The sequence below is a fragment of the Maridesulfovibrio salinus genome, from assembly GCF_055394525.1.
The window spans coordinates 2239794-2264896 of record NZ_AP042461.1 but is presented as its reverse complement, the minus strand read 5'-3'; the positions used below and the strand labels follow the sequence as shown (position 1 = coordinate 2264896).

28 protein-coding genes are annotated in these 25103 nt (G+C 47.6%); 7 read left to right on the top strand and 21 right to left on the bottom strand.

All coding sequences use genetic code 11. The features are described 5' to 3' along the window. Window positions 1–5 precede the first annotated feature (5 nt). The 4 genes from ACZ5PW_RS10185 (at window position 6) to tsaA (ending at window position 5587) form a co-directional block, all read left to right on the top strand. Complete coding sequence (locus tag ACZ5PW_RS10185; RefSeq protein ID WP_464552887.1) at window positions 6–1304, top strand: alkaline phosphatase family protein; 1299 nt, start codon at window positions 6–8, stop codon at window positions 1302–1304. A gap of 319 nt (window positions 1305–1623) precedes the next feature. Further along, window positions 1624–3753 carry an ATP-dependent helicase gene (locus ACZ5PW_RS10180; protein ID WP_464552886.1) on the top strand — a complete coding sequence of 710 codons (2130 nt, stop codon included), beginning with the start codon at window positions 1624–1626 and terminating at the stop codon, window positions 3751–3753. Between the two features lie 224 nt (window positions 3754–3977). Continuing rightward, window positions 3978–4952 (top strand): thiamine-phosphate kinase, encoded by a 975-nt coding sequence (gene thiL, locus ACZ5PW_RS10175; protein ID WP_464552884.1) that lies wholly within the window; start codon window positions 3978–3980, stop codon window positions 4950–4952. A 209-nt stretch (window positions 4953–5161) separates the two neighbouring features. Further along, window positions 5162–5587 carry a tRNA (N6-threonylcarbamoyladenosine(37)-N6)-methyltransferase TrmO gene (gene tsaA / locus ACZ5PW_RS10170; RefSeq protein ID WP_464552880.1) on the top strand — a complete coding sequence of 142 codons (426 nt, stop codon included), beginning with the start codon at window positions 5162–5164 and terminating at the stop codon, window positions 5585–5587. Window positions 5588–5698: 111 nt separating this feature from the next. On the opposite strand, the gene infA is transcribed toward tsaA, so the two are convergent. The 12 genes from infA to ACZ5PW_RS10110 form a co-directional block, all read right to left on the bottom strand. Beyond that, window positions 5699–5917 carry a translation initiation factor IF-1 gene (gene infA / locus ACZ5PW_RS10165; protein WP_320008717.1) on the bottom strand — a complete coding sequence of 73 codons (219 nt, stop codon included), beginning with the start codon at window positions 5915–5917 and terminating at the stop codon, window positions 5699–5701. A 190-nt stretch (window positions 5918–6107) separates the two neighbouring features. After that, window positions 6108–6374 (bottom strand): RNA recognition motif domain-containing protein, encoded by a 267-nt coding sequence (locus tag ACZ5PW_RS10160; RefSeq protein WP_464552874.1) that lies wholly within the window; start codon window positions 6372–6374, stop codon window positions 6108–6110. Between the two features lie 281 nt (window positions 6375–6655). Further along, window positions 6656–7645 (bottom strand): ketol-acid reductoisomerase, encoded by a 990-nt coding sequence (gene ilvC, locus ACZ5PW_RS10155; RefSeq protein WP_464552871.1) that lies wholly within the window; start codon window positions 7643–7645, stop codon window positions 6656–6658. A 120-nt stretch (window positions 7646–7765) separates the two neighbouring features. Further along, window positions 7766–8248: an acetolactate synthase small subunit gene (gene ilvN, locus ACZ5PW_RS10150; protein WP_464552868.1), complete on the bottom strand. Its 483-nt coding sequence runs from the start codon at window positions 8246–8248 to the stop codon at window positions 7766–7768. 9 nt (window positions 8249–8257) lie between these two features. Next, window positions 8258–9952 carry a biosynthetic-type acetolactate synthase large subunit gene (gene ilvB / locus ACZ5PW_RS10145; RefSeq protein ID WP_464552865.1) on the bottom strand — a complete coding sequence of 565 codons (1695 nt, stop codon included), beginning with the start codon at window positions 9950–9952 and terminating at the stop codon, window positions 8258–8260. Window positions 9953–9966: 14 nt separating this feature from the next. After that, entirely contained in the window at window positions 9967–10185 is a 219-nt protein-coding gene (locus ACZ5PW_RS10140) for a DUF465 domain-containing protein (RefSeq protein WP_464552861.1), read from the bottom strand. A gap of 28 nt (window positions 10186–10213) precedes the next feature. Further along, window positions 10214–10534, bottom strand: coding sequence for a DUF167 domain-containing protein (locus tag ACZ5PW_RS10135; RefSeq protein ID WP_464552857.1), 321 nt, complete (start codon window positions 10532–10534; stop codon window positions 10214–10216). Further along, window positions 10531–11034, bottom strand: a complete 504-nt coding sequence (locus ACZ5PW_RS10130) for a DivIVA domain-containing protein (protein ID WP_464552854.1) — start codon at window positions 11032–11034, stop codon at window positions 10531–10533. The genes ACZ5PW_RS10135 and ACZ5PW_RS10130 overlap by 4 nt, the downstream gene beginning before the upstream one ends. 15 nt (window positions 11035–11049) lie before the next feature. Further along, entirely contained in the window at window positions 11050–11340 is a 291-nt protein-coding gene (locus ACZ5PW_RS10125) for a YggT family protein (protein ID WP_464552851.1), read from the bottom strand. A gap of 185 nt (window positions 11341–11525) precedes the next feature. Next, window positions 11526–12218, bottom strand: coding sequence for an HAD family hydrolase (locus ACZ5PW_RS10120; protein WP_464552847.1), 693 nt, complete (start codon window positions 12216–12218; stop codon window positions 11526–11528). Window positions 12219–12289: 71 nt separating this feature from the next. After that, a complete protein-coding gene (locus tag ACZ5PW_RS10115; protein ID WP_464552844.1) occupies window positions 12290–13078 on the bottom strand; it encodes a hypothetical protein in 789 nt (262 codons plus the stop codon). Window positions 13079–13162: 84 nt separating this feature from the next. Then, the gene (locus tag ACZ5PW_RS10110) at window positions 13163–13531 is read right to left on the bottom strand and encodes a hypothetical protein (RefSeq protein WP_464552840.1); all 369 of its coding nucleotides are present in this window, start codon (window positions 13529–13531) and stop codon (window positions 13163–13165) included. A 195-nt stretch (window positions 13532–13726) separates the two neighbouring features. Here ACZ5PW_RS10110 and ACZ5PW_RS10105 point away from each other — a divergent pair, with 195 nt between their 5' ends. Next, window positions 13727–13912: a twin-arginine translocase TatA/TatE family subunit gene (locus ACZ5PW_RS10105; RefSeq protein ID WP_464552837.1), complete on the top strand. Its 186-nt coding sequence runs from the start codon at window positions 13727–13729 to the stop codon at window positions 13910–13912. Between the two features lie 72 nt (window positions 13913–13984). Here the strand turns inward: ACZ5PW_RS10105 and ACZ5PW_RS10100 are convergent, their stop codons facing one another. The 7 genes from ACZ5PW_RS10100 to ACZ5PW_RS10070 all read right to left on the bottom strand — a co-directional run bounded on the left by ACZ5PW_RS10100 (window position 13985) and on the right by ACZ5PW_RS10070 (window position 20383). Further along, on the bottom strand, window positions 13985–14548 hold the full coding sequence (locus ACZ5PW_RS10100) for a CDP-alcohol phosphatidyltransferase family protein (protein WP_464552834.1): 564 nt from the start codon (window positions 14546–14548) through the stop codon (window positions 13985–13987). A gap of 12 nt (window positions 14549–14560) precedes the next feature. Next, window positions 14561–15517: a hypothetical protein gene (locus ACZ5PW_RS10095; protein ID WP_464552831.1), complete on the bottom strand. Its 957-nt coding sequence runs from the start codon at window positions 15515–15517 to the stop codon at window positions 14561–14563. A 19-nt stretch (window positions 15518–15536) separates the two neighbouring features. Then, window positions 15537–16592 carry a hypothetical protein gene (locus ACZ5PW_RS10090; protein ID WP_464552827.1) on the bottom strand — a complete coding sequence of 352 codons (1056 nt, stop codon included), beginning with the start codon at window positions 16590–16592 and terminating at the stop codon, window positions 15537–15539. A 199-nt stretch (window positions 16593–16791) separates the two neighbouring features. Beyond that, a complete protein-coding gene (gene miaA / locus ACZ5PW_RS10085) occupies window positions 16792–17721 on the bottom strand; it encodes a tRNA (adenosine(37)-N6)-dimethylallyltransferase MiaA (RefSeq protein ID WP_464552824.1) in 930 nt (309 codons plus the stop codon). Further along, the gene (gene coaD, locus ACZ5PW_RS10080; protein WP_464552821.1) at window positions 17714–18226 is read right to left on the bottom strand and encodes a pantetheine-phosphate adenylyltransferase; all 513 of its coding nucleotides are present in this window, start codon (window positions 18224–18226) and stop codon (window positions 17714–17716) included. The genes miaA and coaD overlap by 8 nt, the downstream gene beginning before the upstream one ends. Then, entirely contained in the window at window positions 18205–18774 is a 570-nt protein-coding gene (gene rsmD, locus ACZ5PW_RS10075) for a 16S rRNA (guanine(966)-N(2))-methyltransferase RsmD (protein WP_464552818.1), read from the bottom strand. Before rsmD ends, coaD begins: the two co-directional genes overlap by 22 nt. 4 nt (window positions 18775–18778) lie before the next feature. Further along, a complete protein-coding gene (locus ACZ5PW_RS10070; protein ID WP_464552815.1) occupies window positions 18779–20383 on the bottom strand; it encodes an MBL fold metallo-hydrolase RNA specificity domain-containing protein in 1605 nt (534 codons plus the stop codon). A gap of 185 nt (window positions 20384–20568) precedes the next feature. On the opposite strand from ACZ5PW_RS10070, the gene ACZ5PW_RS10065 reads away from it, so the two are divergent. Both ACZ5PW_RS10065 and ACZ5PW_RS10060 read left to right on the top strand, forming a co-directional pair. After that, the gene (locus ACZ5PW_RS10065) at window positions 20569–21225 is read left to right on the top strand and encodes an LOG family protein (RefSeq protein WP_464552812.1); all 657 of its coding nucleotides are present in this window, start codon (window positions 20569–20571) and stop codon (window positions 21223–21225) included. Window positions 21226–21391: 166 nt separating this feature from the next. After that, on the top strand, window positions 21392–22279 hold the full coding sequence (locus ACZ5PW_RS10060) for a DMT family transporter (RefSeq protein ID WP_464552809.1): 888 nt from the start codon (window positions 21392–21394) through the stop codon (window positions 22277–22279). A gap of 317 nt (window positions 22280–22596) precedes the next feature. Here ACZ5PW_RS10060 and ACZ5PW_RS10055 read toward each other — a convergent pair whose 3' ends face one another. Then, window positions 22597–24138, bottom strand: coding sequence for an ABC transporter ATP-binding protein (locus ACZ5PW_RS10055; RefSeq protein WP_464552806.1), 1542 nt, complete (start codon window positions 24136–24138; stop codon window positions 22597–22599). A gap of 9 nt (window positions 24139–24147) precedes the next feature. Then, the gene (locus tag ACZ5PW_RS10050) at window positions 24148–25068 is read right to left on the bottom strand and encodes an ABC transporter permease (protein WP_464552803.1); all 921 of its coding nucleotides are present in this window, start codon (window positions 25066–25068) and stop codon (window positions 24148–24150) included. Between the last annotated feature and the right edge of the window lie 35 nt (window positions 25069–25103).

Sequence of the window (25103 nt, the reverse complement as noted above, 5' to 3'; positions counted from 1 at the left end):
TTCTGATGCTTTTCACTTCAAAAGAAAGAAAAAGGTTCGTAGTATTGGGGCTGGATGGACTTCCGGCCTCTCTTGCTTTGAAGTGGGCAAAAAAGCTGCCCAATCTGAGCCGCATTGCCGGAAAATGCGGTTCAATTTCAGCTGAAATACCGGAGCTTTCCCCGGTGAACTGGACCTCATTCTTCACGGGCCGCAAGCCGGGAAAGCACGGGCTTTACGGCTTTACCTCGATTGATCCTCAAGAATACAGGCTTTCCATTAACAGCTTCGAACAGGTTCTCTGCCCGACCATTTTTGAAATGATCGGGGAAAAGGGATTGACCAGCAAAGTCATAAACCTGCCGAACACCTACCCGGCTAAGCCTTTGCGGGGTATGCTAGTTTCAGGATTTGTTGCAGAATCCATGGATAAGGCAGTCTATCCTCCCTTCCTGCTCGGCCCGCTCCAGAGCTCAGGCTACCAACTTGAAGCAGATACCTCACGCGGAATAATGGATCCGGATTACCTTTTTAAACAGGTTGAAAAGACTCTTGAAGGCCGCCTCAAAGCCCTTGAGCTGCTTTGGAACGATCTGGCATGGGACCTGTTCACAATAGTTTTTACCGAAACTGACAGACTGTTCCATTTTTTCTACCCCGCATTTGAGGACGAAAATCACCCTCTACACGAAAAAGCAACAAATTTCATGGTCAAATGGGATCATGCGATCGGTGTGGTTCTTGACAAATTCGATTCGCTGCCGGGACAGAAAAAACTCATATCATTTGCTGATCATGGTTTTGCTGCCCTTGAAACAGAAGTGGACCTCAACACTTTTCTGGTTCAAAACGGCTATCTTGAATACAGCCGCCCTGCAGCAGACCAATGGGATTCATCAGTAATAAGCCCATCCAGTAAAGCATTTGCCCTTGATCCCGGAAGAATATATATCCATACCCCGGATCGATTCTCACGAGGATCGGTCGCCAGTGAACAGGTTGAATCTATTGCGGATGGAATCGCCGAAAAACTCAGAAAACTTGAGTTCAACGGAGAAAAAGTTATGGACCTTGTTTTGACCGGGCAAGAGGCTTACGGTGATAAAGCCATCGGCAATCCACCGGACTTGATCTGCATTTCCAGACCCGGATTTGACTTGAAGGCTAAATTTGACAGAAACGAAATTTTCGGATTCCACGGCAGAACCGGAACCCATACCAGAGGCAACGCCTTTTACTACAGTTCCGATGGGCAGCAGATAGAGCATATACATCAGACCGGACAAATGATTCTTGACTGGTTCAACATCTCTTTGCCAGAGTAAGCTGCTTGCGACTGGCCCGATGGGTTCCCCCTGACAGCATAAGGGGAAGTGCCCCTTTGACAAAACACAAAGGAGTAATCCCATCCATTTAAGAATCCTCATTCCCTCTCTCCAAACGCTTTTTAATTGAGCTTCGCAGGGGATGCGGACAATATACAGAATCCCAAAAACATACCCGCTTTTTTTCGCGGGAGATAATTTAAAAATATAAGTCCCCAGTGGCAAAACCCTAAGAAAAGGTTTTGAAGAAATGGGGTCTGGGGAAGGATAACTATTGCAAAAGTGTCCCTCCTCCAGCCGCCGGAGGCATCAGATAACCATGATAGATTTTCAGAAAGAATTAAATCCTGCTCAGTTTGAGGCAGCAACACACCCGCAGGGTCCTGTACTGGTTATTGCCGGTGCAGGCAGCGGCAAAACCCGCACCATCGTTTACCGCCTGGCATGGCTTGTTGAGCAGGGAATACCGCCCGAATCCATCCTCTTGATGACCTTTACCCGCAAGGCTGCGCAGGAAATGCTGCAACGTACTGAGCATATCCTTGGCCGGCCGCTTCACGGTACTCAGGGCGGAACATTTCATGCCTTTGCGTTTTATGTACTGCGTCAGAATGCTGCGGAAATAGGTTTCCCCAACGGTTTCAATCTCATGGACCGCAGTGACTCTGAGGGAGCTGTCAAAGAAGTAAAAGACAACCTCGGCTTTGGTAAAAAGGATAGATCATATCCTAAAAAATCCACACTGCTGGACATGATTACCAAGTCACGCAACAAAGAAATTTCCATCGACACCCTTGTCAACACAGAAGCCTACCACCTCGGTACTTATGCTCAGGAAATGGAAGAAATAGCCAAGGCTTACGCTGTATATAAAAAGCAGCACGGCCTGATGGACTATGACGACCTGCTATTCTATCTGGAAGAACTGCTGGAAAATGATAAATTCCTGCGCAACTCCATGCGCAGCCGTTACCAGTATATCATGGTGGACGAATATCAGGACACCAACCTTGTGCAGGCACGCATCGTCAAACTGCTGGCGGGAGAGAAAGGAAATGTCATGGCCGTTGGCGATGATGCCCAGTCCATTTATTCCTTTCGTGGCGCGGACGTAACCAATATTCTTAAATTTCCTGAAATCTTTGAAGACGTTAAAATTGTCCGGCTTGAACAGAACTACCGTTCTACCCAGCCCATTCTGGACCTGACAAATGCAATTCTGGATGGTGCGGCAACCAAGTTTGACAAAAAACTTTTTACCGAACGCACATGGGGCAACAAACCGCAACTCATGGTTCCTCTCAGTGACTTCAGCCAGTCCAACCGGGTTCTGGACAAGATCATAGAATTGCAGAAAAAATTTGGCCCGGAAGAAGTGGCGGTACTCTTCCGTGCCGGCTACCAGAGTTACGGTCTTGAAGTGGCTTTAAAAAGACTGGGCGTGGGATTCAAGAAATACGGAGGCTTGAAATTCAACGAAGCCGCACACATCAAGGATGTATTGGCTTTCATGCGCCTTGTAAGCAACCCGGCGGACATCATCGCCTGGCAGCGCACATTAGGACACATCAAAGGTGTTGGCCCCAAAACCGCTACAAAAATAGCCAACGCAGTCATTGAAGCAGACAGCAAAGCGCTGGGCAAGTACACCAAGAAGTATGCCCTGCTGCAGGAAATCCTGACTGACCTTGATGGGTTGCGTAAAAAAAATTCCTCTCCCGCCACCTGCCTTGAAGTAATTGTACCACTTTACAAACCCCTGCTGGTTGCCCAGTACCCGGACGATTACCCGCGCAGAGAAGCCGGTATTGAGCAGCTTGCTCAGATTGCGGCCAACTACGATGAAGTTGAAACATTTCTTGCCGACCTGTGTCTTGATCCGGATCAGCACAGCGAAGAGGAAAAGAAAGAAAATGTTGTAACTCTTTCCACTATTCATTCCGCCAAAGGTCTTGAATGGGATGCCGTAATTCTGCTTGATCTGGTTGAAGACCGGTTTCCATCCCGCAAGTCCATGCAGAAGCCTCTTGAGTACGAGGAAGAACGACGCCTGCTCTACGTGGCCTGCACCCGGGCTAAGCAAGAACTTATTATGTCCGCTCCGGCTTCCATCAACCGCAAGAATACTGATTTTTCCGAACCCGCAGTGCCCAGTCCATTTGTGCGTGAATTGGATACCGTTCTTTTTGACGAGCTTCAGGAGTCCTATTCCGGCGGATTGACCAAGAAAAAAAACAATCCCGTTCCACCGCCGGCTTACAGGTCCAGTGCAGCAGATGCAGGCTCAGCGCCCAAACCTAAATCCGCAAATATTAAACTTGGACATTGCAAGCATAAAATTTTCGGACGTGGTAAGATTGTAGAACGCATTGAGCCAAACAAATTAAAGATCAACTTTCCGGGATTCGGATTCAAGGTTATCGTCGAAGACTTCGTTGAGTTGCTTTAGCCGGCAGGCCAACTCCCCGGTGGAGCCTACAGCATTATATATTTGAGGAGAACTGCGGTTTAGAGCTCAATCTTTCAGGAATCCATAATACCGTAGACTTAAGAAAAAAACATCCTGCCCGACCTTTACGGCGATTGACGATTTAATAGATAAACCCTTTGCACTCCCTATTAGTATAAAATTTTTCAAATTGTTCTTTCACTTACAGGACTAGATCAAAAACTATGACCAGATTTTCATCCGAACAGGATTTTCTTGCTCTTATTGATAAATACTTCCCGTCTGAAAACGGGCATGTAACCCTTGGACGTGGTGATGACTGTTCTATCCTGCGTACACGAAAAGATTTATGCATAAGCAAAGATTTATTTCTGGAAGATGTCCACTTCAGACGTTCATACTTCTCTCCCGCAGATATCGGCTACAAGTCTCTGGCGGTAAATATAAGTGATATTGCGGCCATGGGCGGGCAACCGATGGGATTCGCCCTCGGCCTGATCATTCCTGCAGACTTGGAGGTAGAATTCTGGGACCCGTTTTTTCAGTCCATGTCTTTTCTTGCCCAGGAAAATGGCTTGATTCTCGCCGGAGGAGATCTGTCCGGTGGTCAATATCTGGGAATTTCCGTTACGGTTTGGGGAGAACCTGCACAGAAAGGCAGCTTTCTTTCCCGCGGTAATGCCTCCCCCGGAGATATTCTTTTTCTTCAGGGTCCTGCAGGGCTTGCGCGGACTGGATTGTTAGCTCTCGAAGAGATGGGGCCACAGGCAGCAGCCGCTTACCCTGAAAGTGTCAAAGCTCACCTGCGGCCTCCCATGCGGGTTGAAGCAGGGCTCAAGCTTGCATCCTCACCTCACGTCCGTGGCCTCATGGATCTTTCTGATGGACTCGCCAAAGACCTGCCCCGTTTTCTCGACTGCTGTGCCGGGCCAGTAGGAGCTGATATAATTCTTCAGGAAGACTCTCTCCACTCTGAAATCACAACCTACGCTGAAAAAAAAGGGATAGCTCCTGCCGAACATGCATTTCAAGGCGGAGAAGACTACGCCCTTTTGGGTGCGGCAGCTCCAGATGGATTCAAAGAGCTCTCCCGTCATCTCCCCGGACTTACGGCAATCGGTACTATTACCGACCACCCGGTAACCCTTCTTAATGGCATAGAATTCACAAATAGCGGATTTGACCATTTCTCAAAATAGGGAAATTCATTAGCCAGAAATATAAATTCTGTGCTATCAGGCATACTAAATAAATTAAAAGGCTTCTCAGCCAATAAAGATCCCTCAAGCTCACCCAGAATTTCATTTTTTGGGAGCTTAACGGTATTTGAATTTAGCGCCATTCAGCCAGTGAATTAAATCCCCGTCTGCGTTATCAGGAACATGAGTGAAGAAGCTCTGGAGGAGAAATGGATACAAATCTTGATATTATAGGCTACGTCAGTTCTTCAATTAAAACCCGTGAAGAAGCCCCGAAACAGGGCAGCGAAGGCGATATTGAAGCTATTGTGGAAGTAAAGAGAGAATATGCAGCGGCGATGGAAGGACTTGAACCCGGCTGCGATATCATACTGCTTTCATGGCTGCACGAAAGTGACCGCACCTGCATGAGAGTTCACCCTCGTGGAGATCACTCCAGACCCAAGCGGGGAGTATTCTCCACCCGCTCTCCAGACAGACCCAATCCAATAGGATTGCATCCGGTGAAACTGCTTGAAATTGATGGAACGCGGCTGAAAGTACATCCGCTGGAAGTTATTGACGGCACACCTATAGTCGACATCAAAAACGCCGACAGGCCGCAAAAATTCTGTCCGCCAGAAGCGAAACAATAAAAGATTAAAATAAATCAGCTACCACCATCCCACGGGGTCGATCAAAAGCCACCGACCCCGCATGGGGGTATTCCATTTAATGGAATATCGTGAAATGTCGAGAAGTGTTTACTACCGGGGGCGGTAAGTAATTCTTCCGCGAGTAAGATCATAAGGGGACAGCTCAACAGTGACTTTATCACCGGGCATTACTCTGATGCGGAATTTACGCATCTTGCCTGATATATGAGCCAGAACCTCATGACCGTTCTCAAGCTCCACACGGAACATTGCGTTAGGGAGAGCTTCTTCCACGGTACCGTTTACTGAAATGCCTTCTTCTTTAGCCAAAACTTATCCTCGTAACCTTTTAAATATAGTGCAGGAAAAAGCCCGCTTACGCATATGCGACAGCGGGCTCAACTTTCGATTATTCCCGGAATCCGGAAAAAATCAAGACTGTCTTTAGGTACAATATGGTTTAAGTGAGAACCCTTCGTCCTCACTAGCCCAAGAGGGCTTTATACCAAATCGTGACAAATTACCAGCGTCTGGGACGTGGTTCGCGGGGACGAGCTTCGTTTACTTTGAGATTGCGGCCACCGAATACACTGCCATCAAGGTTTTCAATAGCCTGAACAGCGCCCTCATCTTCCATTTCAACAAAACCGAATCCACGGGGGCGGCCTGTTTCACGATCGTTGATGAGTTTAACAGAAATAACTTCACCAAACTCTTCAAAAGCTGCCCTTACATCTTCCTCAGATGAGCTCCAGGGAAGATTACCCACGTAAATGTTCTTCGACATTCCAAAAACTCCATAAAACGTTAATACTTAAAACAACCCAGACAGCCGGCCCGAATCATAAAATTCGTCACCACACTTTGGCCTATCTAACAGTTTCGAACCCGATTATAGACCATTCAACTAAATACCCATAAAGACAACCTATGATATTCGGCTGAAATCCGGTTTCCTAACTACGCCCTTACCTCATTATAGAGAAAAGAGCAATAGGCCCACAAAAAAAAGATTATTAAAAAATCACCTTTTTTTACGTGGGCCTATTAAATATTATAAGAGTCCTGCTATTTTTTCAGCCAGCTCATCATTTTACGGAGTTCGCCACCGACCTGCTCAATCTGGTGCTCTTTGCCGATACGACGCATAGCACTGAAGTGGGCCTTGCCGGTCATGTTCTCAGCGATGAATTCCCTTGCGAACTCACCCTGCTGGATTTCCTTGAGAATCTTCTTCATTTCCTTACGGCTTTCCTCGTTGATAACACGGGGACCGCGGGTAAGATCACCGTACTCAGCAGTATCGGAAATGGAATCACGCATTTTGGCGAGACCACCTTCGTAGATGAGGTCGATGATCAGCTTGCACTCGTGCAGGCACTCGAAATATGCGATTTCAGGTCTGTAGCCTGCTTCAACCAAAGTTTCAAAACCGGCTTTGATCAGTTCGGAAAGACCTCCGCAGAGAACTGCCTGCTCACCGAAAAGGTCCGTTTCAGTTTCTTCGCGGAAAGTGGTTTCCAATACACCTGAACGGGTTGCGCCGATACCTTTGGCGTAAGCAAGAGCGATATCAAAAGCTTTACCGGATGCATTCTGGTGAACAGCGATGATTGCCGGAACAGCTCCACCTTCAGTGTAGGTACGGCGAACGAGATGGCCGGGGCCCTTGGGTGCAGCCATGATGACGTCAACATCAGGAGTGGGCACAATCTGCTCAAAATGAATGTTGAAACCGTGTCCGAAAGCAAGAATATTGCCGGGCTTGAGGTTGGGGGCGATGTCATTTTTGTAGACATCAGCCTGAACCTGATCGGGAAGAAGAATCATAATGAGGTCTGCCTGTGCAGCAGCTTCAGCAGCACTTACGGGCTCGAAGCCGTGTTCCTTGGCAAGCTCGTAGTTGGGACCGCCGGGACGCTGGCCGATAACAACCTTGATACCGGAATCGCGAAGGTTCTGTGCGTGGGCATGGCCCTGGCTACCGTAACCGATGATCGCTACAGTCTTGTCTTTGAGCAGACCCAGATCAGCGTCATTTTCATAATAAACTTTCATTGCTTTCTCCTGATTTTTATCTTTGGCTCGGACACGAAACATAAGTGCAGTAAACTGGCTGGCCCATCCTTGAAAAAGGCCATCCGGTTAAATGCTGTGCCGATTTTGTTCGAAATTCAATTACCCTTGGAGGGCTCTCTTCATGGCGACGGTTCCGGTGCGGTGGATTTCCTTGATGCCGAATCTTGACATCAGATTGATCAGAGCTTCAATCTTGCCGTGGTCACCGGTAACCTCGATAGACAGTTCATCCACGCTTACATCAACTACCTTGCAGCGAAAAATATCTACAATCCTTAGTATTTCTGCACGCTTGGCATCTTCAGCATTTATCTTGATCAAAGCCATTTCCCGCTCAACAGAATTGTGCTCAACGAGATCAACAACCTTGATGACAGTAACAAGCTTGCGGAGCTGCTTAACAATCTGCTCCACAATCTGCTCATCTCCGACAGTTGTGATGGTCATGTGGGATACGCCCTCCTCAAGGGTGGGAGCAACATTCAAGGACTCAATATTAAATCCCCGTCCACTGAACAATCCTGCAACTCTGGAGAGAACCCCGGGCTCGTTTTCCACTGTGATGGATAATGTATGTCTCATTACATCCCCCTAAACGAGCAGCATCTCGGTTAACGAAGCACCGGCAGGAACCATAGGATACACGTTCTCTTCCGGATCAACACGGACATCGATTATGCAAGGCTTGTCGAGAGCAAAGGCCTCCCGGAGCACAGGTTCGACATCCTTTTCCTCGGTAACCCTGAAACCGGCAGCCCCGAACGCTTCAGCCAGCTTTACAAAATCAGGCTGCGCATCCATGCAGGTTTCACAGTAGTTCCGGTTGTAAAAAAGCTCCTGCCACTGGCGGACCATACCAAGATAACCATTGTTAAGAATAACGATTTTAACAGGCAGGTTGTTGCAGACGGCTGTCATCATTTCCTGAATATTCATCTGAATCGAACCGTCTCCGGCAATATTAACAACCAATTTATCCGGGAAGGCCATCTGAGCACCTATGGCTGCGGGAAATCCGTATCCCATAGTTCCCAATCCGCCTGATGAAAGGAATGTCTTGGAGCTTTTGAACTTGTAAAATTGGGCAGCCCACATCTGGTTCTGTCCGACTTCAGTGGCGATAATCGCATCTCCGTTGCTGATTTCGTAGACTTTCTCCACGACAAACTGCGGTTTGATATGATTGTTATCGCTTTTTTTATAACGCAGAGGATGAGTTTCGGACCATTCCTGAACCTGACGGACCCACACGGCATGAGCGACTTCCCAGTCGATCTCGCCAGTCTTTGGTTCCATTTCACTCTTTAATGCTGAAAGTGCGCTTTTGCAGTCGGCAACCAGCGGCACATGTACGGCTACGTTCTTTTGAATTGAAGTGGGGTCAATATCGATGTGAACAAGAGTGGCTTTAGGGGCAAACGTGCTGACTTTACCAGTCACACGGTCATCGAACCTCGCCCCGATAGCCAGGACGAGGTCCGCGTTATTTATGGCCATGTTTGCGGCATAGGTGCCATGCATCCCGAGCATCCCCAGCCAAAGCGGGTCAGTTCCGGGAAAGGCGCCCAGCCCCATCAGAGTAGCGGTCACCGGAATGTTCAGGCTCCTGGCAAGCCAGGTCAAATCATCCTCAGCTCCAGAGCTGATAACTCCTCCGCCGGCATAAATCAAGGGCCTTTCTGCCTCTTCGATCAATTTTGCGACTTTTTTAATCTGTCGCGCATGCGGCTTGAGGTTGGGGTTATAGCTTCGAAGCGACACATCTTCAGGCCACTCAAACTCGAATTTCTGCTGCATAATGTCTTTGGGAAGGTCTACAAGAACCGGGCCGGGTCTTCCGGAACGGGCGAGATAAAATGCCTGCCGGATGGTGTAAGCGAGATCCTTGATGTCCTTGACCAGATAATTATGCTTGGTACAAGGTCGGGTAATTCCCACAATGTCCACTTCCTGAAAAGCATCGTTTCCAATCAGAGGAGTGGGAACCTGCCCGGTGAAAATAACCACCGGGATTGAATCCATATACGCTGTTGCTATGCCGGTTACCGTGTTGGTAGCCCCGGGACCTGAAGTCACGAGGCAGACTCCTGCATCGCCTGTAGCACGCGCATAACCGTCCGCAGCGTGGATTGCACCCTGTTCGTGCCTTACCAATATGTGCTTGAGCGGATAATTGGGCAGTTCGTCGTAGATATCGATAACGGCTCCTCCCGGAAACCCGAATACGACGTCAACACCCTCCTTTTTCAGACATTCAAGAAATATCTGAGCTCCGGTGAGCTCCATAACTACTCTCCCTTCTAGTTACGCTGATCGAGCAAAGCCTGCAGCTTAGTCTTTCCAGCCAGTTTCTTCTTTTTAAGTTCTTTAACTTCCTGAGATTCAGTCTCACTCAGGTAAGATTTGGATTCCATTTTCGCGATGAGTTTCTTGTATTCATTATGCTGAGTCCATAGGGCATTGACCTGGCTGTCCTGTGCTGCTAGCTGCTCGATTCTTTCAATGTCTCTCTGTTCCATTTGAAACTCCTTTACAAAGGGTTGCAATTCAAGCGCCGTCAGGAATTATTCCGTTCCAGCGCGGTTCAACATCGGACTCAACCAGTAAAACCTTTTTACGGTTGGTCTGTCCGGATGCAATGGAAATATTGCGTGATTTGATGCCCAGACGGGCTGCGATAAACTTGGCAAGAGCCTTGTTGGCCTTGTTATCAACAGCTGGTGCGTTTATTCTGACGCGAACGCTGTCCTGATACTCCCCGGTGACACCTTCATTTTTGGCACCAGGCTGCACCCATACGGAAACCTTCCATGAATGGTTTCCGCAGGGCCGGATGTAAGAGGGGAGTTCTGTTATAACTTCGGTCACTTGGCTTTTTTAAAGAATTTAAGTTTAGATTCTATTGCTTCAACTTTCTCAAGCTCGGGATCACCGATCTCAAGAGTTTTGAGGTGGGATTCAAGCAACGCTTTCAGCTCGACCTCAAATCTTGTTCTCTGCCGCTTAAGTTCGTTGATGTCTTCATGGATCTGCGCCAGCCTGTTATGAGCCTGCTGCAATATCCCCTCCGCCCTTGAGTGAGCCTCGTTTATGATAACTTCAGCTTCCTTTCTTGCGGTGGCCTTAAGATCATCAACCATTTTCTGAGTAGTCATCAGGGTATCGCGCAACGTTTCCTCACGCTGGCGAAATTCCGCTATTGTATTGTCGCGTCGGCCCACTTTTTTAAGAAGCTGCTTTTTCTCGTCAGCAGAAGCTCCGAGAACCTCGGCAAGCTCCACCATAAGCTGGTCCACTTCGCTTTTCGAATACCCGAAAAATGATTTGGAGAACTTTTTATTAAGAAGGTCAATTTTGGAAAGACTCATTCCCACCTCCGGGTTTTACATCCCGTATGCCACTCTGGCTACGCCTCGAACAAGGATATTGTTCAGAATCTGAATAACAACAAGAACAACTATGGGAGAAAGGTCAAATCCGCCGATGTTAACAAAGGGAAGAAACTGCCTTACTTTGGCAAAAACAGGCTCGGTTACACTGCGGAGAAAACGAACAATGGGATTGTAAGGATCAGGATTGACCCAGGTAATGAGAGCGGAAATGATAACCACCCACATGTAGAGACTCAGAAGGGTGCTGATAACCTCTACCAGAGACATAATAACTATATCCATGAAATTAACTCCTTACGGACTGGACCGGAGAGGCGACCCTCCAGCCTTGACTTTAAATTGTCACAGCAGGGGCCAATAATCAACTCTTTTCAGCCCCAATAAGTGATTTCTGGTCAATTTAATAATTAAAAACCGGACAAATAAGCTTTAAGAAGCCCAAAAATCCGGATTTATTCAATATCCAACTAACAGGAACAGCTTCCCCAGACCTGATTGCGGGCTTTTTCAAGCAGATTGCAAAGCGTCCAGTAGCTGTCTATGTGCAGACGGGCATTAAGTCCGGGACTTCGATAGGCCCAGAATTCAACTCCCGCCCTTTCAGCACAACTTTCATCAACCCATGTGTCGCCGATGTAAACAACTTCCTCCGGCTTCATTTTCCATTTATCAAGGATGTAATGGACTCCGGCCGGATGTGGTTTTGTCACCGATAAAGTCGTAGAGGTAACGGCTGGATTAAAAAAATCTTCAATGTTGAATTTCTGAAGCACCATTGGAAGAGTATCAGTGCGATTGGTGTTTATTCCCATTTTGATTCTGTTGGTTCGCAACCATTCAAGAAGCCTGCTCAACCCGTCTTCAACCTGAATGTAGTTGAGCCCTTCCCTCAGTTCAGGAAGACCACAAAGGCTCATGGCCTCCTCCAGCGAATCAGCGGGCATTATATGCTTCATGGATTCGGCATGAGTGTGGGCGTGAACGAACTTCTCCTCTTCGGAAGTCATTGGCTCAAGTCCAAACCTGTTTTTAAACCAGTTGTAATACCATTTGTTTGCTTCAAATGAATTGATCAGCACACCATCACAATCAAAAATAATTCCTTTGACCTCTTTAACAAAGTCAGGAGGGGTGATGTCGCTGATGTGTATGGATTCCATCTTAAGGACAGCTCCGTTTAATAGTTTGCGGAAATCATCGTGCCAGTATGTTGTCCTGACTATTGAGAAGCCTAATCGGCAACAAGCGCGATAGTGAACTCACGATCCAGCCATGGTTTCTCTTCAGGCAATGAAGACATTCCGAGAAGCTTCCAGGCTTTTTCGCGCAATGCCAGGGTCTTGCCGCTCAAAAGGTCTTCTTTTTCAAAAATTTCGATATCCCTGTCCCGCCAATAGGAAACAGCTTCAGCATCAGATGTAACCAAAGCAGTATTTTCAGGAAGCAACAGTGCAAATCCTTCCAGAACCTTCTGCCAGGGAAGTTGAAATGAACCGCCGCCGATGCCCGGGAGATTAGCCATCAACCCTCCCAGAGCCATTGTTTTCCGGTCATCTTCACTTTCGACATCAAGTCCGAGACTCTCACCGAAGCCGGACCATTTTTCGCCAAGGCTTTCCTCAAGCCCTTTAAGTTCGATATGCTTAGCCTCGTAGGCATACACAAGAGCAAGCACAATCTGATTCTGTTTTCTGACCGCTTCATCTTTTACAGTGTCAACGGTCGGGTCCAGACTTGCGAGAAGAGCGCTCTGAATTGCGGAAGTTCTCTCTCCGAACTGATCCTTATCTGCAGACTGGGGATTTGCAATCACCTTGAACATATCCCCTAAGCTCTCACCGTAGCTGACAAAGTCATCTACCATACGACGGCAGGTAACAGGCTCCACAGGCAGGTCATCCGGTCGAAAAACGGGTATTTCGCCACTCTGCTCCCGGTCAATACCCGGATCAAAAAGTACAGCACCCTCGACTTTCTCCGAAACAAGTTCCTCATGCATTTGCGGGAAATATATCAGCACGGTAAAACTCCCTTACATTTACTTATAGTAAAAAAATAAATTCTGCGGCTGTATCGGACTGCCATTTGATAGAAACTTAAACTATCAGTCCCTTTCAAGTTCGAACTTTTTGCAGATTCCCATACAGTTCTCAAGTTCAAAAAGACAGACTTCATCATACAAAGCAGCGCAGAACGGATAACCATCCTCTTCGGAAGGAATCATTTTGCGACACACAACCGAGGATTTCAAGTGTTCTTCGATCCTATGTTCCCAAAGCTCGGTAAAAGCCTGTTCATCCAGCCTGAAAGCTTCCGCCTGCCGCAGCAGATTGTCATACTCGCCTTCGAGCTCTTTAATCACCCGGCAACGCCACCCGCGATTATACCCGGGATTAAGCATCTCTTCATAAAGGCATCTGCCGGAGACAAAATAACGGCATTTGCGCCCCGGCATTTTAGTAACTTTAGCCAAAAAAACCTCCGGGCAATCCTTTTCCAATCGACCATTGCCCAATTTCGCTTCAACTGAAGAACTATGTTCGCATCTGCGGTTTGTAAAGTTTAAAAATGTATATTTTCCGTGCCGTTCCGGGATAAGAAGACATTCTTGACCTTACTCCCCTGCCCGTGTAGAAAGTGCGTAACCGTCTATCATTGGAGGAAGAAAATGTTCGGTCTTGGAATAACAGAAATACTTTTAATTGTGGTCATTATCGTATTGATTTTCGGTGCCAAAAAGCTGCCCGAAGTCGGAAGCGGACTGGGCCGCGCCATTCAAAATTTCAAAAAAGCAAGCAGTGAACCTGAAGAAATTGACGTGACACCGTCAAAAGATAAGGACAAAGAAGCTTAAAATCTACAGGATGTTAAACTCTTAAGCTGTTAGCCAAGCCCCGGTCCGTTGAAAAGCTGGCCGGGGTTTATATTACCCTTCTATCTCCGCAAACATGGCCATCCCTCTCTTAAGATAAACAGCCCCGGAAATAAGCGTGAACAAAGCGGCCGTAATTTCCAGCCCCGGCAGGACACCCCCGACTTCCCAACCGAAAGCCAAGCCACAAAGCACTATAAATACAACCATTATTTGCAAAGCGGTCGTTATCTTACTGCTCCATAGCGGGTCAATTCTTTTCTCTACGTCCATACCGTAAAACTTCAACAGACTGAGTCCGCCAACTATCACAAGATCCCTGAATATCACCAGCACGGTCAGCCAATTCGAAATAAATCCCTGAGCTGACAGGCAGAGAAAAGACGTAATAAGCAAAATTTTATCAGCCAGCGGGTCAATCATGGCCCCGAATTCAGTCCTCTGCCTGAGAATCCGGGCCAGAAAACCATCCAGTGCATCTGAAAATCCGGCCACCATGAAAAGCAGCCATGCCGCGACAAAATTCTGATCCAGATAAGCAATCACAAATCCCGGAGTCAGTAAAATCCGGAAAATAGTTATCAAATTAGGTATGGTCCAGATTTTTTGTCTCGACACACTTTCTGCCTTCTATTGCTCCGTTTCCAACCCTTCCAGGTTGAAACTCAGCCCACGGGGGGGGAGGTAATCATTAAGATAGCTGCGCAGTACCCACTGATCAGAAACTTCCAGAGACCAGCTTGCCGAGACTGAGGTGGGTTTCATTTCCACATCCTGCAGCACGACCTCCTGTACAGCGGAATCCCAGGACTTGAGCTTGCGCCCGAACTCACGGACTCCATCGGGATTAAACCAGCCTCTTACTACTAACAGAGCTTTGGGGTTGCTTAAAATATCGGCACTTTTAGCTCCGTAATACTTTTCCCAGAGCTGACGCCAGACAGACTCAAGGTCAGCTCCTGCTGCATACCACTTATCAGCCGCTATTTTCAGATCACCGCTCCATCTCTTCTTACTGACATGGTTAACGTTGAAAATTACGGTTCCATTTCCGGCAGTTGTGACTTTCTCGATGTTATAGAGGTTCATGAGATTCTGAACGTCTTCATCCTGATTATTCTGCTGCCATGCACTCAGTTCATATTTTCCATTAGAAATATTAATCTGGCTCTCAACCTTCCCGCTCTGGGCGGAAAACATACCCATCTTTTTCAAAGACTCCCGAAGGAACTTCCGGTTGATATTAACATCAATACTTACCGAAACACCGGCTTCTTCCTGCCTGACGTCCATGTCCTTGTAACCGGTAATATAGTTTTCATAATTTTTCCCGAAAATCCATTTAAGGGCTTCACCCCTTTCCGGAGAGAGAGTACCGGGAATCATGCGAACTGATTCCGAATAAAGAGCCTGTGCAAAAGCCTGCGTCACAGCCTGATCCTGCAAAACCCGGGAGGAAACCTCTTTCTCTGGATCAACTGCCTTGAAAATCTGGACCTTGGCTGCATAAGCAGGAGCTATTGTTCCTAAAAGGACTGCCGCAAGTACAGCAACGAAAAACTTCTTGGTATGCATTGAAAAAAACACTTTTTCTCCGGATAATTATTTACTGCTGAGCCGGCAAGGGCTTGCTGTCATTGAGAGGTTCTTCCTGAATCCCGCTTTCTGCATCAATTACTTTGTCCGCCTCCGTTGCAATGCTTTCCGCTGATACTCCTGAAGCTGAGTCATCTGACTGTTCAAGTCCGCCAGCGGAATCATCAACCAGAATCACAACCGAGCATTTATCTATGACAGACTTCCTTTTCAATACGGATTTGACCTTCGCGCCATCTTCAAGGGATAAAATAAGATCGGAATGTCCGGTGCCGGTAACATTTACAGGCTTGACTTTCAGGGGAAAATTACCCACACGATTCCTAAGATTCTCAGAATTTTCATCAGTCATGTAAGCCACAAGACCATTCTTTATCACAGCCTCACGGCTAACTGAAAAAGCGCCGTAAACTCCCACTCCACGTCCGTCATATATGAGAGGAAGCAGTACAGGATTCAACCTGAATCCTCTGGCGTCGATAACTACTCCGCTGTGAACTCCGGCTTCACGGCCATTGAAACCAGCTGCATCTGATAATTCCTGCACCATATCCACATCAGAGCGTTTCCCTGACAGAGTCGGAGCTATGCCGGAAAGGAAGGGGATAGTAGGAGGAATAATGATTGATGAAAGACCGTCACGAAGATCAAGAGAAGCTGAAATAGTCACAGTTCCGGACTCCTGAACGGAAGTCTCAAGAAGTGAATTCTGAATGAATCCCCTAAGCGAATTCATCACTTTGATATCATCCCCATGCACATCGGAAATGCTCTTGGATCCGTCAAGACTCAGCGATAGAACTGTATCCAGCAGTTTTTTTCTCGTTTCAACTCCTCCCTGACGAACAGCCAGGGCCCGGGTCCTCTGTGGATCAATTGTGTCCTGCATGGGAAGTATTTCCGAAGTAGCGGAAATATATCCGTCCCCCCAGTTGACCTTACTTCCGGCCATCTCGATAACCAGTCCGCCGAAACCGTTACCGCTATTAGGTGCAGGCTCCTGTGCGCAGGCTGCAGAAGCAAACGCGAGCAGCATGAACAATGCTAGAGCTGTATACTTTTTCATATCTATCCTTCTTTAGCTGACTCCGGCACTATCCGGGTCCAAAATCTGATCATTCCCGTCTCGGTCAATACCCTTCCAAAAGCCGCTGCCGGACGGGTTCCGCCTTAATGCATGTTTCAATTATGTTTCCCCTAAAGAGAGGCCATATAAAAGAGAATAAATGCCTTACGGTCCAGATTTCCGAAAATTTCTCTATGTATTATCCTTCCCGGCCGCAATCCGCAAGCCACTGTTCCACGTATTCAACAGCCTTTGCATGATCCTCCGGCGCGAACCAGTGGATGTCTTTTTCGCGCTTGAACCATGTCAGCTGCCGTTTAGCATAGGCACGGGTGTTTTTGGCCCATAACCGTTTTGTCTCCTCCATATCAATTTCCCCTTTGATATAACGGAGCAATTCGCTGCAACCGATTCCCGTCCAGCCCGGGGCCTTCTCATCAGGACAGATCTCCCATGCTTTCCGAGCCTCTTCCACAGCTCCGGCTTCAATCATTTTTTCTATGCGGTAGTTTAAAAGCGGAGTCAGTGCATCAAGATCAACCATTATGCCGATCTTGAGAAAACTGTATGAAGAAGGGGGAACCTCACGGTTATGCCACCAGGTGAATGTCTTCCCTGTGGCTTCGTAAACTTCAAGAGCCCTGGCATTGCGCTGGCGGTTATTGGGGTGGGTGCGCTTGCAGTATTCCGGGTCAATCTTTTCAAGCTCAGCGTAGAGAGCAGGGCCTCCCTCCTCTTCCGCCCGCCTTCTTATCCTTTCCCGGATATCTTCAGGGATATCAGGTATCGGAGCAAGACCTGAAGTCAGGCTTTGCAGATACATGCCTGTGCCACCGACCAGAACTGGAATTTCACCTGAAGATGTTCTTTCAATCCGGTCTTCAGCCAGCTTAACAAAACCGGCAGCGTTAATGGTTTCTGTCGTTGGCAGAAATCCATATAGCTCATGTGGACAGACAGCCCTTTCTTCTTCACTGGGCTGGGCGGTGATAACCGGAAAATCACTGTATACCTGCCGGGAATCGAAATTGATAACCCGCACAGGAAATCTCCGGGCCATACCAAGAGACGTTGAGGTCTTACCGGCCCCCGTGGGACCGAGAATACAGACGACAGGTCTTTTACTCATTCCTTAATTCCGGGGGCACGAGTCTCTCAACAACTTCATCATAAATCTGACGGGGAACGAGGCCCTTGATATCTCCGCCATTTACTGCAACATCTTTTATAATGGTGGAACTGAGATACATCCACTTGTAGTCAGTCATCAGAAATACAGTCTGGATTTCATTATCCAGCCTTCGGTTCATGAGAGCCATCTGAAATTCATATTCAAAATCTGAAACAGCACGGAGTCCGCGCATAATGACATTGGCTGGGCTTTTCTTCGCATAATGGACAAGCAGCCCATCGAAGGACTCTACCTCAACCTGAGGGTGGTGCTCAAAAATTCTTTTGGCCATATCCACCCGCTCATCGAGGGAGAATTTACAACGCTTGGATGTGCTCCCCGCAACAGCCACAATCACTTTGTTGAAAGTCTTGATCCCACGCATGACCAGTGAAAAATGGCCGCGGGTGAAAGGGTCGAATGTTCCGGGAAATACTGCTGTTACGGGTTTTGCTTCTGCCATAATAATATCCTTGTTTGACCATAAAGTTTGTTCACCAGAAGATCGAGACAATCAGTCAGGGGTGACTCAGGCGCTCCGGCCTTTTCCTCTACTTCCGCCAGAACAAAACCGTCTTCGGATAGCCAGCCTTTCTCCAAAACCATATCAAGGGCTTTAGGCAGCAGGTCATAGCCATACGGAGGGTCGATGAAAATCAAGTCGTAAGGTTTATCCGGTGTTTTTGAAAGAACCTTGAACAGATCCGCTTTCAAAACCCGGTATTCTTTAGACGACACACCCAGATCCTTGAGGTTTACTCCAATCAGGGATGCGGCACGTCCATTCTTCTCCACGAAAAGGGTATACTCGGCTCCCCTGCTCAAAGCTTCAATGGCAAGGGAGCCACTTCCGGCAAACATATCAGCAACACGCAAACCGTCCCACTCAACGCCCCGGGATTCAAGCATTGAAAACACAGCCTGTCTAACCTTGGAGGTAGCAGGACGATATCCGGGCCCACTGGCAGTTTTAATTACACGTCCGCCGTATTTACCGCTTATCAGTCTCATTTATCTACAATTCCGAAATGAGTTCAATAACCTGCCGGTTGATATCCAGCAGTTTATCTCTCAGGTCTGTCTGGTTTATGAAAGACTTGGCTTTAACCTTGTCCAGCCGGGTGCGAAATTCAGTAAAAAGATTCTCAGAATCCTTCAACAGAAACTCCCAATCAACCTGCTGCTCAGGCTTTTCCTTAACCACCGGCTGCATTTCACCACTGGGAACAAGCATCAGTTCTTCCCTGTAGTCGGCAATATGTACCTTGTAGCCTAGCTCCTGTTTAATACGCCCCGAAAGAACTTTCTGACCTTTTGCCTCGCCGTGGGTCAATATGACTTTCATGCCCGGACTGTCAAAGTTTTTCAGCCAGTCAATCATTTCATCCTGCCCGGCGTGACCGGAAAAGCCGTTGATTGTGAAAATCTTTGCTTCAACCTTAAGCTTTTCACCGAACAGAGTGATATTGTCGGCACCGTTTACCAGCCGGCGTCCCGGAGTTCCGACACCCTGGTAGCCAACAAAGACAACGGAAGATTCCTTTCTCCAGATATTGTGACGCAGATGATGTTTTATTCGTCCCGCGTTAGCCATTCCGCTGGCCGAAATAACAACAGCAGGTCCTTTGGTATTATTGATCGCCTGTGAAGATGCGGTATCGAGTGTGAACTTCAGATTGGGCAGTGAAAGAGGATCTTCTCCGTTATGGATCAGCTCCGTGGTATCCATGTCAAAAAATTCTGGATGATTCCGAAAAACTTCAGTGGCCTTGATCGCCAAAGGGCTGTCCAGATAAACCGGCATATCCTCCGGCAGCTTGCCTTCTTTGTAAAGAAGGAACAGAGTATAGATAAGCTGCTGTGAACGTTCAACCGCAAAAGCGGGAATAACAACTTTTCCCCCTTGGGAATAACTCCATTCTATAGCTTCAGCCAGTTCATTCAGACTGTTTGAGGAATCCTTATGGTTACGGTCACCGTACGTTGACTCCATCAGCAGATAATCAGCTTTTTCAATGATACTGGGATTTCGGACAATCAACTGATCTTTATGTCCAAGGTCGCCTGAAAAAACGACTTTAGTGGTATCCCCGTTTTCCTTCACCCATAATTCAATGAAAGCCGATCCCAAGATATGCCCTGCATCCCGGAAGCTGACGGTAATACCTTCAACCGGCTCAAAAGAAGAACCGTACTGGACTGTCCGCATCAAAGGAGTGGTTTTTACTGCGTCTTCCTGCTCATACAAAGGGCTGATGGGAGCCTGGCCTTTACGCAACCTTTTACGGTTCGCCCACTCGGTTTCCATTTCCTGAATATAGGCACTGTCAAGCAGCATTATATCAAGAAGATCTCGGGTGGGCTGAGTCATATATATAGGCCCGTCAAACCCAGCTCTTACAGCTGCGGGAAGCAGCCCGGTATGATCAATATGTGCGTGTGTTATAAGGATAAAATCAAGATCTTTAGGACGGTAGTCCTCAATCCCTCTGTTTCTCTTCTCGATTTCGGCATTACCCTGATGCAGGCCGCAATCCACGGCAAATCTGGCATTTTCCGTCTCAATAATATAGCAGGAACCGGTAACGGTTTTAGCTGCCCCCATAAAAGTGATCTTCATTCATCCTCCAATATATCCGCAATTGACGCCAAGATATCAGCCCGCAACCAATGACCGGGCCTTTTCAGACTATCCTTATCATTCGTTTTTTGATAGTTCGAATGCACTGTTACATGCACCAATTATGGATTTCAGGCAACACCGTAAAGCAATACCCGATGGATATATAACTGCAAGAGGTTGAAATGCACAAATCGAAACAATACGTGATTGATGATCTTTCCATGAAGGAATCATGGAGACTTTTCAAAATTATGGCCGAAGTGGTGGACGGATTCGAAACCATGAGCGAAATAGGTCCGGCTGTCTCCATATTCGGCTCTGCACGTGTCCCGCAGGACCATCCTCTCTATCATCAGACAGAACATCTGGCCCAACTGCTTACCGGAGCCGGGTATTCGGTTATTACCGGAGGCGGGCCGGGACTGATGGAAGCTGGTAACAAAGGGGCTTATGAGGCTGGCGGAGAATCAATAGGTCTGCATATCCACCTTCCGTTTGAACAGCACTCAAACCCTTACCTGAATGTTAAAAGTGACTACAATTACTTTTTCATCCGCAAGGTAATGTTCATAAAATATGCGTTAGCATACATCGCCATGCCCGGCGGCTACGGCACTCTCGATGAACTCTCGGAAGCACTGGTACTGATTCAGACCAAACGGATCAAACCGTTCCCTATCATCCTCATGGGCAGTGAATACTGGGAAGGATTGATAGACTGGTTTAAGAACAGAATGGTCAAAGACGGCTACTGCAACGAGGATGACCTGAATCTCTTCTACGTAACGGATTCTCCGGAAGAAGCCGTGGCCCATATCAAGAGACATGTCATAATTTAAGTTTTTTCCACTGAAACATCAGATCATCCAGACCTGATACGCAGGATGATACTTGAACATGGTCCCACCGCCCCTTAAGTGGGACTGTCACAGAACCATTATCAATCTCCGGGGACTTACCCTTTAATGAGAAGTGTAGGTCCCCATATTTCTAACGGAGCCAGACATGCAACAGTTCGACCAGAAAAAAGCGTACCTGTACGGAATATCCGCTGTTCTAATCTGGTCTACTGTCGCATCGGCTTTCAAAATTGCCTTATCGCGCATGCAGCCTCTGCATCTGCTTTTCTACGCGGTCATATTTTCCATTATCTCTTTACTGATCATCCTGAAAATTCAAAACAAAACTGACCTGATAACCCGGATGAGCACCAAAGACCTGATCAAAAACGGTATGCTTGGTGCGCTCAACCCTTTCCTTTACTACGTGGTCCTTTTCAAAGCCTACGATCTTCTTCCCGCGCAGGAAGCCCAGCCACTGAACTATACCTGGGCTATCACCCTTTCTCTACTGTCAATTCCTTTGCTGGGACAGAAAATGAGCATCAGAGAACTGCTTGCTATTTTTATCAGTTATTTAGGTGTAGTTGTCATTTCAACACACGGAAATCTTCTGGATATAAACTTCAGTAACGGTTACGGGGTATTCCTCGCCTTATTCAGCACAATTCTCTGGGCCCTTTACTGGATTTACAATGCCAAAAGCAAAACCGACCCGCTGGTGGGGCTGTTTCTTAATTTCTGTTTCGGATTACCACTTGTAACCGTAACCATGCTGATTATCAGCGGCCTTCCGCCTTTCAATGTTCCCGCCATTCTTTCAGCTGCCTACGTGGGTTTTTTCGAGATGGGAATCACCTTTGCCTTATGGCTCAGCGCGATGAAACTGACTGAAAAAGTTTCACGTATAAGTAATCTTATCTTTCTCTCGCCATTCCTTTCTCTGATTTTTATTCATTTTTTAGTCGGAGAAGAAATTCTTTTTTCCACACTGGTGGGGCTTGTATTTATTGTGGCGGGCAATATCGTCCAGCAATCCGGTCAGAAAAGCTGAAACCTTTGTAGAACATACCGGAAAAACAATCCGCTACGCTCTTTAATTAAAAACGGAAAGATCTCATAAATAAAACATGGCAGAGCTCTTATGGCTTCGTAAAGCCACAGTAAATTAATCTGCCTATCGTTTTTAGCTTATCTTCTAAGTTACGGAGAATCCTTCATGTAATTTCCAACAAATTTGCAGATGCTAAAATAAAAACCGGCTTTCACCGTTCGTTATGGTAAAAGCCGGTTAATTAATATTTCAATTCTGATTGTTCGGCGGTGGCAATAATGAAAAGGCCTCCCCCAGCAAAACTCAAGAAATAAACTCTATTCCCTTACGCCTGCCATCAGCAGACCTATGCTGTCTACCTTAGCCTTATCGTTTACAGAAAACTCGTCCATGATCTGTCCGCAATACATTACAGCAACACGATCCGCCAATTGAAGAGCCTCGCCAAGGTCACCAGTCACAAGCAGTACACCGGCCATTTCACGAGCTTCAAGCAGTCTTTTCCAAACTTCTTCCGTAGCAGAAATATCGAGCCCCTGTGTAGGCTGCTCTGCAACGATCAGATGCGGCTGACGATAGAGTTCACGGGCTAGCACCATTTTCTGCAGGTTACCGCCGGAAAGCTGCCAGGCCAGAGCCTGAGTACGCCCGGGACGGACATCATAAGATTCTACAAGCTCCTCGGCAACTTTGGCTGCTTTATCACGGTTAAGCAGTGGGCCGGTTGAGAATCCCTGTCTGGTTGTCAAAAGCAGATTGTCCACCAGATCAAGATTGCGGGCGGTGGCAAGATCCAAGCGATCTTCAGGAATATAAGACATGGAATTATTCCAGGTCATCTCAGAGAAAAATTTGCGCCAGGGCTTACCCATTATGAAAATTGTATCCTTGGGAGGCTTGCGCATCCCGCAAACACCTTCGACAAGCTCCTGCTGCCCGTTGCCTGCAACTCCAACAATGGCGACCACTTCGCCTTTTCTGACCTCGAGATTGATATCACGCAGCCCGATTCCGGTCATATTCTTTACTTCAAGAACTTTATCACCGATCTCAACTTCAGCCTTGTCAACCTCAAGTAAAACTTCCTTACCCACCATTCGGCAGGCAAGATCGGCTTTAGAAACAATCTTGTCCCGAGGAACTTCAGCGTCAATATTACCACGGCGGAGTATAGCCACCTCATCAGCAATGGCCATGACTTCTTCCAGCTTATGGCTGATAAATACCACGGATTTACCCTGACGGGTCATGGCCCACAAGGCTTCAAAAAGACGGAAGGCTTCCCTTGGAGTAAGAACAGCTGTGGGTTCATCAAAGATGAGCACCCTGCTCTCACGGTAAAGCAGCTTGATGATTTCAACGCGCTGCTTTTCTCCCATGGACAGATCCTTGACCATAGCGCGGGGGTCAATCTCAAGCTCGTAATCCTCGGCAAGCTTGCGGACACGCTCTTCCATCTCACGCGGGTTCACGAACATGCCCCCTTCCTGACCGAGCAGGACATTCTGGGCGACAGTCATGGTATCCACGAGCATGAAGTGCTGGTAAACCATTCCAATCCCGGCCTTGATGGCATCCTTGGAATTGGAAAAATCAACTCGCTGGCCATCAACTTCGATAAAACCCTCATCAGGACGGAAGCGTCCTGCCAGCATGGACATGAGTGTACTTTTCCCTGCGCCGTTCTCGCCGAGAAGAGCCTTGATGCGTCCGGGGTAAAGGTCCAGAGAAATTTTATTGTTAGCAACCACCTTTCCGAAGCGTTTGGTGATTCCTTTTAAGGAAATTATTGGATCGCAACCTTCAAAACCGGTTGCTTTCTGGCATTCGGGACGGGTGAAATCAGGCTGTGAACTCATTGTGACCACCTATCCTTCGGGTTCGATGTTTACGCCAAGGTGGGCCGGAGCTTCGCCGCTGCGGCCACGTACCGCGGAAAAGATCAGCACCAGAATGGTCAACGCATAAGGCAGCATCAGCAGCAGGGAGGAAGGTATATGTGTGCCCACAGCCTGCAATCGCAACTGAAAAGCCATAACTCCGCCAAACAGATAAGCGCCGAAAACAGCACGTCCGGGTTTCCAGAATGCGAAAATTACCAGAGCAACAGCAATCCACCCACGTCCTCCGGATAGACCGTTAGCCCACAGGTGAGTGTAGGCAAGAGACAGGTATGACCCCCCGAGCCCGATAAGAAATCCACCGCCGAGAAGAGCAATCCAGCGGAGCCGGATGGCTTTTAATCCGACAGCGGCCGCAGCAGCCGGTTTTTCTCCCACCGCAGTGATTGCAAGCCCAAGGCTGGTTCGGTTCATGAAAAGCATAAACAGCACAGGAATCAGATAGGAGACATAAACAAGGGCGTCCTGTTTGAAAAAGATATCACCGAGGAAAGGAATCGCGGAAAGCAGAGGAAAGCTGAATTTGTCAAAACCTTCAGTTGCAGTCCCGATATAAGGTGTGCCGAGAAAGTTGCAGAGTCCCACACCGAGAATAGTCAAAGCCAGACCGGAAACAACCTGGTTGCCGAGGCAGGTGATACAGACAAGACCATGCAGGGAAGCCATCAGGGAACCTGCTAGACCTCCGGCAATGAAACCGAGCCAGGGGTTACCGGTGGTAAGTGTGACGAAAAAAGCCGCAAACGCAGCCATGCTCATCATGCCTTCGACACCAAGGTTGAGCACCCCGCCCTTCTCAGTGAGAATTTCTCCCAGAGTGGCGTAAAGTATAGGCGTTCCTGACTGTACAGTCGCAGCCAGCAGGGGAACAATAAAACTTTCCAACATTATATCACCCGGAATGATCAGATGGACTAACCATC